Origin of the sequence: Xenococcus sp. PCC 7305 (genome assembly GCF_000332055.1) — a bacterium.
Taxonomy (GTDB): domain Bacteria; phylum Cyanobacteriota; class Cyanobacteriia; order Cyanobacteriales; family Xenococcaceae; genus Xenococcus.
The window spans coordinates 17,200-27,653 of sequence record NZ_ALVZ01000138.1 but is presented as its reverse complement, the minus strand read 5'-3'; the positions used below and the strand labels follow the sequence as shown (position 1 = coordinate 27,653).

Annotated in this window: 11 protein-coding genes; 7 read left to right on the top strand and 4 right to left on the bottom strand. The window is 38.3% G+C overall.

Going from position 1 to position 10,454, the window contains the following annotated elements:
- Window positions 1-261: 261 nt before the first annotated feature.
- The 4 genes from XEN7305_RS07850 to XEN7305_RS07835 all read left to right on the top strand — a co-directional run bounded on the left by XEN7305_RS07850 (window position 262) and on the right by XEN7305_RS07835 (window position 3,896).
- On the top strand, window positions 262-843 hold the full coding sequence (locus XEN7305_RS07850; protein ID WP_006508849.1) for a DUF411 domain-containing protein: 582 nt from the start codon (window positions 262-264) through the stop codon (window positions 841-843).
- 30 nt (window positions 844-873) lie between these two features.
- Complete coding sequence (locus XEN7305_RS07845; RefSeq protein WP_006508848.1) at window positions 874-2,334, top strand: multicopper oxidase family protein; 1,461 nt, start codon at window positions 874-876, stop codon at window positions 2,332-2,334.
- Between the two features lie 54 nt (window positions 2,335-2,388).
- On the top strand, window positions 2,389-3,183 hold the full coding sequence (locus XEN7305_RS07840) for a glutaredoxin (RefSeq protein ID WP_006508847.1): 795 nt from the start codon (window positions 2,389-2,391) through the stop codon (window positions 3,181-3,183).
- An 80-nt stretch (window positions 3,184-3,263) separates the two neighbouring features.
- Window positions 3,264-3,896, top strand: a complete 633-nt coding sequence (locus tag XEN7305_RS07835) for a DUF4351 domain-containing protein (RefSeq protein WP_006508846.1) — start codon at window positions 3,264-3,266, stop codon at window positions 3,894-3,896.
- A 56-nt stretch (window positions 3,897-3,952) separates the two neighbouring features.
- Here the strand turns inward: XEN7305_RS07835 and XEN7305_RS07830 are convergent, their stop codons facing one another.
- From XEN7305_RS07830 to XEN7305_RS07820, 3 genes are all read right to left on the bottom strand, one after another.
- Window positions 3,953-4,513 carry a helix-turn-helix domain-containing protein gene (locus XEN7305_RS07830; protein WP_006508845.1) on the bottom strand — a complete coding sequence of 187 codons (561 nt, stop codon included), beginning with the start codon at window positions 4,511-4,513 and terminating at the stop codon, window positions 3,953-3,955.
- Between the two features lie 119 nt (window positions 4,514-4,632).
- The gene (locus XEN7305_RS07825; RefSeq protein ID WP_006508844.1) at window positions 4,633-5,955 is read right to left on the bottom strand and encodes a glycoside hydrolase family 15 protein; all 1,323 of its coding nucleotides are present in this window, start codon (window positions 5,953-5,955) and stop codon (window positions 4,633-4,635) included.
- 190 nt (window positions 5,956-6,145) lie between these two features.
- Window positions 6,146-6,454 carry a 30S ribosomal protein PSRP-3 gene (locus XEN7305_RS07820; RefSeq protein WP_006508843.1) on the bottom strand — a complete coding sequence of 103 codons (309 nt, stop codon included), beginning with the start codon at window positions 6,452-6,454 and terminating at the stop codon, window positions 6,146-6,148.
- An 84-nt stretch (window positions 6,455-6,538) separates the two neighbouring features.
- On the opposite strand from XEN7305_RS07820, the gene XEN7305_RS07815 reads away from it, so the two are divergent.
- Complete coding sequence (locus XEN7305_RS07815; RefSeq protein ID WP_040897096.1) at window positions 6,539-6,742, top strand: hypothetical protein; 204 nt, start codon at window positions 6,539-6,541, stop codon at window positions 6,740-6,742.
- 26 nt (window positions 6,743-6,768) lie between these two features.
- Window positions 6,769-8,205, top strand: a complete 1,437-nt coding sequence (locus XEN7305_RS07810; RefSeq protein ID WP_006508842.1) for a sodium:solute symporter family protein — start codon at window positions 6,769-6,771, stop codon at window positions 8,203-8,205.
- 64 nt (window positions 8,206-8,269) lie between these two features.
- On the opposite strand, the gene XEN7305_RS07805 is transcribed toward XEN7305_RS07810, so the two are convergent.
- Window positions 8,270-9,592: a TMEM143 family protein gene (locus tag XEN7305_RS07805; protein ID WP_006508841.1), complete on the bottom strand. Its 1,323-nt coding sequence runs from the start codon at window positions 9,590-9,592 to the stop codon at window positions 8,270-8,272.
- Window positions 9,593-9,634: 42 nt separating this feature from the next.
- On the opposite strand from XEN7305_RS07805, the gene XEN7305_RS07800 reads away from it, so the two are divergent.
- Window positions 9,635-10,366: a pantothenate kinase gene (locus XEN7305_RS07800; protein WP_006508840.1), complete on the top strand. Its 732-nt coding sequence runs from the start codon at window positions 9,635-9,637 to the stop codon at window positions 10,364-10,366.
- Window positions 10,367-10,454 lie beyond the last annotated feature (88 nt).

Below are 10,454 nucleotides of genomic sequence, written 5' to 3'. Positions count from 1 at the left end.
AAAGAGGCACTCGTAAAGGCTTTTTTCAAGATATCCTCTCTTTGTCCAAGTATCTACTATTCCGAAGTTGGCACCATCTCCTCGACTTTATGCTCGGCGATGCGGAACCAGAACCTTTCATCCCTGCAAATACTTCTTAATTTTTGAATTTGGAATTGCTGGATAAAAATAAGATTACTTGATAGCCAAGTTGACTCTCTAGTAGGCTAGAGAGTTTAGGATGGAAGCACATATCTAATTAGCTATCAGTTGAACTAAGTAATGTCAAAACTCCTATCTAAAATAACTATAGCCTCTATTCTGCTCGCTACTGCTGCGGCTGGAACTATCTACTTCACCTCAGCTTCAGGAGATAACAATATCTTCAGCAAAAGTAACTCAGCCATAGCCAATGAAACTAGTTCTCAAGCAACCTTGGTCAGCGTTTGGGACAAAGAAACCGAACCAAACTATTCTGGAGTAATGGAAATGACTGTATATCGCAGTTCTTCTTGTGGTTGCTGTGGTGTCTGGGTTGAACATGCCCAAAAGCATGGTTTTAAAATTGAAGACATTAAAACTGAAGAGATGGAAGCCATCAAGCAAAAGTATAATGTCCCAGCAGAACTAGTTTCCTGTCACAGTACTATTATCGACGGCTACGTGATGGAAGGACATATCCCTGTTGATGATATCAAACGTTTCTTGGACGAAAAACCAGAAGATTTAGTTGGACTAGCAGTACCTGGAATGCCAATTGGTACACCAGGAATGGAAGCGAGAGATATCAAGCAACCCTTTCAAGTTTTGGCGTTTAACGATAAAGGGGAAGTAGAAGTATTTAAGGAATATCAATCTTATTGAATTGTTGTAGGTTCTCTAGCCGAATTAATTATGGTTAAATTTAACCGTCGTCAGTTTATTATATTAGGTGCTGCTGGTATAGGTGCATCTTTGATAAGTCATTGGTTGCGTCGTGAGACTTTTAGTCAACCCGTAACTTCTACATCAGTTAGTTCTGCACCTCTACATCAAAGTCAAAACGGATTATTAGAACTGAATTTAGAAGCTAGAGAAAGTCTAGTTAGTTTAGGAAATAGAAAGGCATCTCTACTTACTTACAACGGACAAATTCCTGCACCTCGTCTAGAAGCAAAACCTGGGGATAAAGTTCGCATTCACTTTACTAATAACCTCGAACAACCTACTAATATTCACTATCACGGCTTACATATTCCGATTACAGGTAATGCAGATAACGTCTTTCTCCATATCAAACCAAGAGAAAAACTAACCTACGAATTTCAAATTCCCAAAAATCATCCTTCAGGTACGTTTTGGTATCATCCCCATTTGCATGGATTAGTAGCCGAACAGCTATTTGGTGGTTTGGCGGGATTGTTTATCGTGCGGGGTGAGTTAGATGAAATGCCAGAACTTAAAGCAGCCCAAGAAGAGTTTTTAGTGTTACAGGACTTTTCCATTGACGATCACGGAAATCTTTCTAGTTCTGCTCATATGTCTTTAATGATGGGCAGAGAAGGAGAAATAATAGCTGTAAATGGACAATTAAATCCAAGTATTAATTTGTTTCAAGGCGGATTGCTACGCCTACGCATTCTTAATGCTTCTCCTTCTCGTTTTTACAGATTAGATTTAAAAGACCACTCATTTTACAGCATAGCTACCGATGGCAATAGTTTAAACGAGCCTGTAGAAGTCAATGAATTACTACTAACTCCAGGACAAAGAGCCGATGTTTTAATTAGAGGCAATCAGAAATCAGGACAGTATCACTTACTCAATTTACCCTATGATCGAGGTAGTATGGGCATGATGGGAGGAATGATGGGTAGAAGAAACCGAGATCAACCTATAACTTTAGCGACAATAAACTATACTTCTACTGTTAATTCTTTAGCTTTACCAACAAAACTTAATTCTATCTCTACGTTACCAGAACCCCAGACTGTAAGAAGATTTGAACTCAATCACGGCATGAGTCCTGGAGTGGGTATGGCTTTTCTCATTAATGGTAAATACTACAGTAGCGAAAATCTCATTGATACCGAAGTCCAGTTAAATACTGTAGAAGATTGGGATCTAATTAATACAGGAGTGATGGATCATCCTTTCCATGTTCACGGAAACGCTTTTCAGGTTGTTAGCCGTAATGGTCAACCGGAACCTTTACTAGCTTGGCGAGATACGGTGCTAGTGAAAAAAGGAGAAACTGTTCGCATTCGTATCCCGTTTGAGGATTTTGTAGGTAAAACGGTTTATCACTGTCATATTCTAGACCACGAAGATTTAGGCATGATGGGCAATCTGATGATTCAAAGTAATTCTGCTTGACTCTACAGTTTACTAGAGAGTTTAGATTATAGATAGAGAAAATAGCTATGAATTATGACCAACATTGCCACTAAAGAAACAGTTAAACTCTACAGAATGTCTACCTCAGAACATCAATGTCCTTGGGGACTCAAGGCAGTTAAGCTACTTCAGAAAAAAGGCATTGAATTTGAAGATTACAAGTTAACTTCCAAAGAAGAAACCGCAGCTTTTAAAGCTAAGCATAACGTTCAAACAACACCTCAAATATTCTTTGGTGACGAACGAATTGGCGGATACACCGATTTAGCGGAAAAACTTGATGTAGAAGTGGAAGGAGCAGAATATTCCTATACTCCTGTGATTGCAGTATTTTCGAGCGCGGGGTTAATGGCTTTAGCTACTGCGATGGGGCTAACTGGGTTTATGGGCTTTTCCCTATCCCTACTAGCTACTCTCAAGTTAATGGATCTCAACTCATTCGCTAAGAGTTTTGAAAAATACGATCTAATAACTCAAAAAATTAGACCCTATGGGAAAGTATACCCTTTCGCCGAAATTGCAATTGCTTTAGGTTTTCTCTCTGGTGTTGCTCCTTTAGCAACGGGTATCACTTCCTTATTTGTTGGCTTCAGTGGCGGCATATCGGTTATCAAAGCAGTTTATATAGACAAGATAGCTCTCAACTGTGCTTGTGTAGGCGGTAATTCCAAAGCTCCTTTAGGTATTGTCAGCTTTACTGAAAACGCAATCATGGCGGTTATGGGATTAGCATTAATTTTCTCTACTACTACAGGGGATGTTAAATCAACACTGCTCAATGAAGCCGAACCTACTTCTATTATTCGATTACAGGACATCTATCAGTAAAATATTGAACCCATTCTTGAATCTATAGTTAACTATAGAGTTACATTAGATCGAGATGGTTTAAGGACATCCAAACAATCATGAACGAATCGACAAATTTCAAAATAGGTGAGTTGGCCAAGCAAACAGGTCTTACTGTAGGGACTTTACGCTATTACAGCGATCTTGGACTTTTGCAGCCAGTAGCTAGAGGAAATAACGGCTATCGCTATTACGGTCAGAATGCGAATAAGCAAGTAGAGTTTATCAAGAAAGCTCAGACTATTGGCTTTACTCTCGAAGAAATTAAAACCATTCTCGATGTACGAGATCGTGGTGAAAAGCCCTGTGATTTGGTGCAAAATTTACTGGATAAAAAGATTGAGCAACTAGAGATTCAAATCAAGAAGATGAGTCTATTTAAGCAGGAGCTAGAAGAATATCGCTTAAACTGGATTAATGAACCCAACCCCGAACACGACTCTCAAGAAGTTTGTCCCCTAATTGCTAGCGTATCATTAGACGCTACTAAAGGTTTACAACGGGAAACCGAGCTAGTTCTTCGTCAACTCAAAAGAAAAATAGGGCAATTGACCCCAGAAATAGAAGATCAGGTCAAAATGCTAGAAATAGAAGAATTAGAAAACTTAGGTGAAACATTATTGGACTTTGCACAACTAGAAGATTTGACCGGCCTTTTGAACAATTTGTCAACTTCGAGAAATGAACCTTAGAGCAAGCTCAACTTGTCTCTTTTTGTAGCACAAGCTTTTCGCGAGAATGAATAGCTCTACTTTTTTGCCCCTAGACTCTTTAAAATCTCCCTAACTGGTAATTTTTGGTTATTATTCTCGATAATTTTAGCGACCAATCTTTTCGGAATATATTTAGATCTCGCGAGAACCCTTCTTTTTCCTGGTTCCGATTTTTGCCAATGAAACCAATATTGTTTGTATTGCTTATCTCCCCGTTTTACCAGTCTTTCTTCTATGAATCCTGTGCCCTTTCCTTTGGTACGTCTTTTTACTGGTGTGTATTCTGGATTGTCGTTAACCACCTGCACAGATTCCCGCTCTAAAACCCCATTTTGTGCAGGTGTGTACAGAGAAATCGGCTTACACACCTGCACAGATTCTTCCTCAGTCTCATATCCCATAGCCAAAGCCAATTCGGCCAGAGAAACTTCTAGAATCCGAGCTATTTTGAGAAAATTACCCAATTTAGGTTCTGCTTGCTTCAATTCATACTTAGCTATCGCCAATCTGCTAAGTCCGACTGCTTGACCCAATGATTCTTGAGTGTAACCCTTAGCTTCTCTTAGTTCTTTGAAGGTTAAAATTTGTTTATTCACTATGCTGGTGTGTATGGTTTACTATATATAGTATAGTATATAGGCTGGAAAAATTGCAAATTCCTCGATACATTGAGTCATTGCGATCGCGAATCTAAAACTTGCGATCGCATTTTTAATTAACCTACCAAACTATTTTGCATCCATTTGAGAGCCAGTAATAAATTAGCTTGAGTCCATAACAATGGAGTAGCATCACCAGGAATATACTTTCCATTTTGCAGATAATAAAGTTCAGGGCATTTAAATCCTCCCAAGTAAAAATCTTTGCTAGTTATTTGTCTTAATGAGCGATTTAGATATTCTGTTTGCTTAGCTAGTAAATTTGATCGTGGCGATTTTTGATATTGAAGACCGTAAATCACCGAAATAATTGGATCAAAAATGCACCATTGGGCTTCCTCTCCTTGGTTCAGTTCGCGATCGCGAGCTTTTAGCCAAGCATCTCGTTCTGTGGCAATGCTCGTGCGAATATTTTCCGGGATATCTTGATAATCTCTACACCAAAAAGAATCATTTTGATAGCGGGAAATTCCATAGGCACCTTGTAAATTGGCAACTACATCGGTCAGGATTTCACTGGCTTGTTGATCGCTCACAACTTGCAAAGGATAAATAAGGAAAAGTAAAGCCGCGTCATACCTGCGCTCACGATGCGGTTGCACCGACTCCCAAGGTAAAATTTTGCTCAGCGCGGCTTCTCCATTGGCAATTAAATTATTCAATAACTCTGGAGTCACAGTTTTACCTCGATAAATACCCACAGTATTGGCAAAATTGCGATCGGCAATTAACAATTTCCTCATTGTTTTCAAAGCCGCAATTACCACGCCAATACTCGAAGCTGCAATCTTGGCCGTTTCTTCCCAATGACCACTATCTGCGTCTTGCCAATATTCTATGGCCTCGAAATAAAAAACTAAGAGATTTAATAACTTACCGTCCTGAGAGCTTGGTTTCAAGGATTTGTCTTCAATTAGCTTACAGAAAAACCAGAGAAAGTAACCGAGAGCATCATTTTGGGCATGATTCCATTCTTGATCTATTTTCTCCAATGTTTTGCCATCAAAACGAATATGGGGTCGCAACATTTGGTTTTGGGGAGCACGACCAGCGTTTACTGTATTTTTAAAAGCATCAAGTTCTTCGACCAAGAAATCCGCTAAACAGAGCATTGTTCGAACAGCGGTTCTCTTTTCGGTAGGAGTTCCCCATAAGTAGAGAGCATGGGCAACATGAATATTGTCTCTGACCCATACAGCTTGATATCCAGTGTAATCTGTCGAGCTTTCAGTCTTGGCTGCGGGAAAAAGTCCATTATCTAGAGGGGAGAATTTTAAAGTCCCCTTTTGTTCTAACAATTGCCAAAGCTTTTCTATATCTTCTATTGAGTATGAATCTTTGATCCAGGAAGCAATATTGGAATTGTTGATAATGGTCATTTAAAGTAAGAATATGAATTGAAAAAGAGTTTGCATCTCCACCAATTCTATTCACCTCCCAAGAATAATCCTGGAATCCTCACAAAAAATTAGGGTGGAAACATGCATTCATAGTTTCTACCCTACCGATTCTATTTATTAAGAAAAATAAAGATTAAAAATATAACTTTATTTAAATAATTCTGACTTCTTAGTTAGTTCCGCTGAAAACTACGTCAGGAAACTTAGTTTGAGCTTGTAACATAGTAGTCTTCTTGCCATACTCTTGCCAAAAGTTGATAACTTCTGTAGCTTTGTTAAGGACACCAATGCGATCTTCTTCGGATATCCAATGTTTTGCTTCGAGTTCCTCTTTCAGTTGCTGCCAAGCATCGTTACGAGGCCAGAAAAAATACGCAGTCAGGGGGCTAGTTCCTTTTCCTACTACCTGATCAACTGCGATCGCGACATCTTTATCTAACCAAAGAATTTTTAAAGTAAATTTAGACTCTGACTCCAATTCAGCCTCCGACGTTAATTGTGAAATAATTTTTAGACATTGCCAAGTTATCTATTATATCAAACGGAGCTCAAAAGCTATAGCATGAAAATTTTGCGTTATTCCTCTTCTTGGTTTTTTTGTTTTACACTACTGTTTTTGCTTGCTCTAGACTTCTGGGCTTGGCAGCGAGATATTGTAATTGGATTGGGATATCTTCCTGACTGGATCTTTTATTTTGTCGGGTTGCAACTTGCTTTAGCTCTGGCGTTATTCGTGTTTACTAAGCAATTTTGGGCCAGAAATTAATTGTTTTTATACATATTTTAAACCAGATGAAGATTGAATCTATTATTCCGTATATTGCGATCGCAATTTATTTGTTGTCAACTTTGGCAATTGGAATTGTAGGTTACCGAGGCAGTAAAAATACCGTTGACGATTATTTTTTAGCCAATCGCAATTTGGGCGCTATTGTGTTATTTTTCACCCTAATTGCCACCAATTTTAGTGCTTTTTTCTTTTTAGGTTTTGCAGGCTCAGGCTATCGCACAGGTATTAGCTATTATCCGATGATGGCCTTTGGCACAGGATTTGCCGCTCTTACTTTTTACTATATTGGTTATCGAGTTTGGTTGCTCGGAAAAGCCAAAAGTTTGGTCACCCCACCAGAATTAATTGAAGAATGTTTGGGCAATCGGGCTCTGAAGTTGATTTTTTTGGCAGTGATGGTGATTTTCACTTTGCCTTATTTGGCTTTGCAACCGATTGGTGCTGGCTATTTACTCGAAAAATTGACTGGGGGACAAATTCCCTATTTTATTGGCGCAACTATCTTAACCTTTGCGATCGTTTTTTATGTATTCATTGGCGGCATGAAGAGTGTGGCCCTGACTGATGTTTTACAAGGCATTTTAATGTCGGGACTAATGCTCGTTGCCGTATTCGCGATCGCTCATGGGTTGGGAGGATTTTCCCAGGCCAACGAGACTGCTTATCAAATCGAACCAGAGCTTTTTTCTCGTAATGGTGCCGATAGTTTTTTTACCCCGAAAATCTGGTTTAGCTATTTATGTCTGTGGAGTTTTACCCTGCCGATGTTTCCCCAAATCTTTATGCGGTTTTATACTCCCAAAACGTCCGAATCGCTCAAGGTTTCAGTGATCCTCTATCCGATTATTACAATAGTTTTATTTATTTGTCCTGTGATTATTGGGGTTTGGGGACATATTGCTTTCCCTGATTTGGTTGGTAAGGCAACAGATCAGATTTTACCTTTGATGTTGACAGAATATACTCCGATTTGGCTTTCATCTGTGGTGATGGTTGGGGCTTTGTCTGCTTTTATGTCAACTTTGGATTCGCAGCTTCTGGCTCTGAGTTCAATTTTAGTTAGAGATATTTATCTTCCTTACTGTCGTAAAAATGCTTCTTTATCAGAACAAACTTTTGTCGGGAGATTCCTAATTGTAGGTTTAGCAATCATTGGTTTAATTTTGGCGTATAAACCACCCAGTACAATCTTGGCCTTAGCAACTCAGGGCTTTACGGGTTTATCTGTTCTGTTTCCTACGGTGATTGCTGCTTTGTATGGCAAAAATATTAGTCCTATCAGTTGTATCATTTCGATTCTGGTCGGAGAGACTATGTTACTTGGCTTCCAGTTTGGTTGGATTCGGGATAGTTTCACTTTTGGTTTTCTTCGCGTGGTACCAATCGTTGCTATTTGCTCTGTGATTATCATTTTAGGGATCAATAGAGAATCAAAGTAACACTCTGTATCTTGCTTTTATGTAAAGCTTTGGCTCTAAGTGCTTCTTTAATCCATCAGCAGAATTAATTATAGAGAAACACATTGTCCCAAACATTATCAATTATTTGTTTGGCCTGCTCTAACGGTATTACCTGACAGCAGCGATCGCTGTTGTAGGATAATAAAGAAATTAATTCTGATTCTGTTCCCAATTTTCCCCGAATAGCTTCTAGATTTTGCAAAGTCTTGGCAATGTCAAAATTAACTCTTTTCCCTATTTTTTCTTGCATCCAGGTTTCAATTAATTCGTCCAATTGACGAGGCGTTAGTGATTGCGAGGAAGTCAATAAATGATAATAGACTAAAATAATTTCTTTGCATTCTTCTTCCTCTGCCGTGTCAATTAAATATTGAAAAACTCCCGTATTACTTGCCATATTTTTAAAAAATAGCGTTTCAGTTACAGTTTTTTGAAACTTTATTTGCTTTGTTTTGTAGCTGGTATATTGTTTAAAAGCAAATCCGCCTAAAGTCATGCCCAAAGAAAAGACGGTGATAATTAAAGGAGTAATATTTCTAACTTCTTCTTCTCTGACTCGTAGTTCTTCTATCGGCTGCTGCCCCAAAGTGACATAAATAATCACCCCAAGAATTAACAAAAGCTGCGGTAATACCCTAACAATCAAAGAAACCCCAGCGCCGATGGCTGGCACGCCAAAAATTATCCGGTCTTTCCAGGTCATGCTCATTTTTATATTAGGAAAAATAAACTCGATATCCGGCTTAGAGATATTTTTATATAGATATAGATAAACTTTTCCTGGTTTAAATTTTAAATCTTCAATCTTTAACGACTTCTTTTTCTTTAATAGTTTATTTGTAAAATATTTTTCATCCTTGAATTTGATTAGGAGAATTACTTGTTCAAAAATATCTAGTTTTTTGGTGACCTTGCGCCATAGCTTTTTTACCAAAATATCTTGCTGAACATCTCCCCTGGCATAACAAAGTACTTTATCGAAATCACTAAAATCAACTTCCGTCTTAAGGTCAAACAAAGAGTTTTCTTCAAAGGCTCTGGTCAAGCTAGACTTAGAAAAATATCTATAGTTGGCTTTTTCTAAGACCTCGATAAAATTATCAATTAATTTCTGCTCCGCAGCTGTTTCTTGAGAAATACTAAGATACTTATCCTGAATTAGATCAGGATTAAACGGAGCAAAATTAGCTTTAATATTTTCTAGATAACTATGAAACTTAAAATGATAATAGGCAATCAAAATATTGCAGAAATCGCGAAACTGAGATGATTCTTGTTTACTAAATTTGCCTTCCTGGAGACAAAGATCGATAATTTCTTGGCGACTACAAGGGATAAAGGCTTCTCTCTCTTGATATTCTGTCATAAATTAATATTATTTTAGGTTTTTAATGTAAATATTATAAATATGGATAATTGGTTAGCATTAGTAATTGGTAATTCGCGATCGCATTGGGCTTGGTTCCAAGAACATACTTTAATTACAGCTTGGGATAGCCCTCATTTAGCTACGACTGTCAATCAACACCAATTACCTTCAGAAGTTTTGACCGCTCAATTATCCACAATTGATACTAACAATATTCCGATATATATGGCTTCTGTAGTTTCTAGTCAAACTGCTTTATGGCAAAGGTATCAAAATATCCGACAAATTACGCTCCAAGATATTCCCCTGAGCAATCTCTACCCTACTTTGGGAGTTGATCGCGCTTTAGCTGTTTGGGGGGCAGGAGAAACCTATGGCTATCCCTGTTTAGTCATTGATGGCGGTACAGCCTTAACTATTACAGGACTTGATGAAAAAAAAAGTTTAGTTGGCGGGGCAATCTTGCCCGGTATCCGCACTCAACTCCAATCATTGTATAAGGCAACTGCGGCATTACCAGAAATAACCTTACCCCAAAGCTTACCAACTCGCTGGGCAAATAATACCCCAGGCGCGATCGCCAGTGGGGTCATCTATTCTGTTATCTCAGGAGTTCAGAGTTTTATTGATGATTGGCAAGCAACCTATCCTCATTCAGCAATTATTATCACAGGTGGGGATAGAGAATTTTTAGCCTCATATCTACGAAGCCAAGACCAAATCGCGATCGACAGCAACCTAATCTTTCAAGGAATTAGCCTTCTTATCTAATTAGTTAATTGTCAACAGTTAATCAACGTCAGTTCGACGAATTTTTTGTTGATTAAATTTCCCAAGTTGAACAACGAAGTAATAGGCT

What these genes read in the sequence shown, in the direction of transcription:
- XEN7305_RS07800 (WP_006508840.1), top strand. Translation starts at nt 9,635, where the DNA reads ATGGATAATTGGTTAGCATTAGTAATTGGTAATTCGCGATCGCATTGG.
- XEN7305_RS07850 (WP_006508849.1), top strand. Translation starts at nt 262, where the DNA reads ATGTCAAAACTCCTATCTAAAATAACTATAGCCTCTATTCTGCTCGCT.
- XEN7305_RS07815 (WP_040897096.1), top strand. Translation starts at nt 6,539, where the DNA reads ATGAAAATTTTGCGTTATTCCTCTTCTTGGTTTTTTTGTTTTACACTA.
- XEN7305_RS07805 (WP_006508841.1), bottom strand. Translation starts at nt 9,592, where the DNA reads ATGACAGAATATCAAGAGAGAGAAGCCTTTATCCCTTGTAGTCGCCAA.
- XEN7305_RS07825 (WP_006508844.1), bottom strand. Translation starts at nt 5,955, where the DNA reads ATGACCATTATCAACAATTCCAATATTGCTTCCTGGATCAAAGATTCA.
- XEN7305_RS07845 (WP_006508848.1), top strand. Translation starts at nt 874, where the DNA reads ATGGTTAAATTTAACCGTCGTCAGTTTATTATATTAGGTGCTGCTGGT.
- XEN7305_RS07810 (WP_006508842.1), top strand. Translation starts at nt 6,769, where the DNA reads ATGAAGATTGAATCTATTATTCCGTATATTGCGATCGCAATTTATTTG.
- XEN7305_RS07835 (WP_006508846.1), top strand. Translation starts at nt 3,264, where the DNA reads ATGAACGAATCGACAAATTTCAAAATAGGTGAGTTGGCCAAGCAAACA.
- XEN7305_RS07840 (WP_006508847.1), top strand. Translation starts at nt 2,389, where the DNA reads ATGACCAACATTGCCACTAAAGAAACAGTTAAACTCTACAGAATGTCT.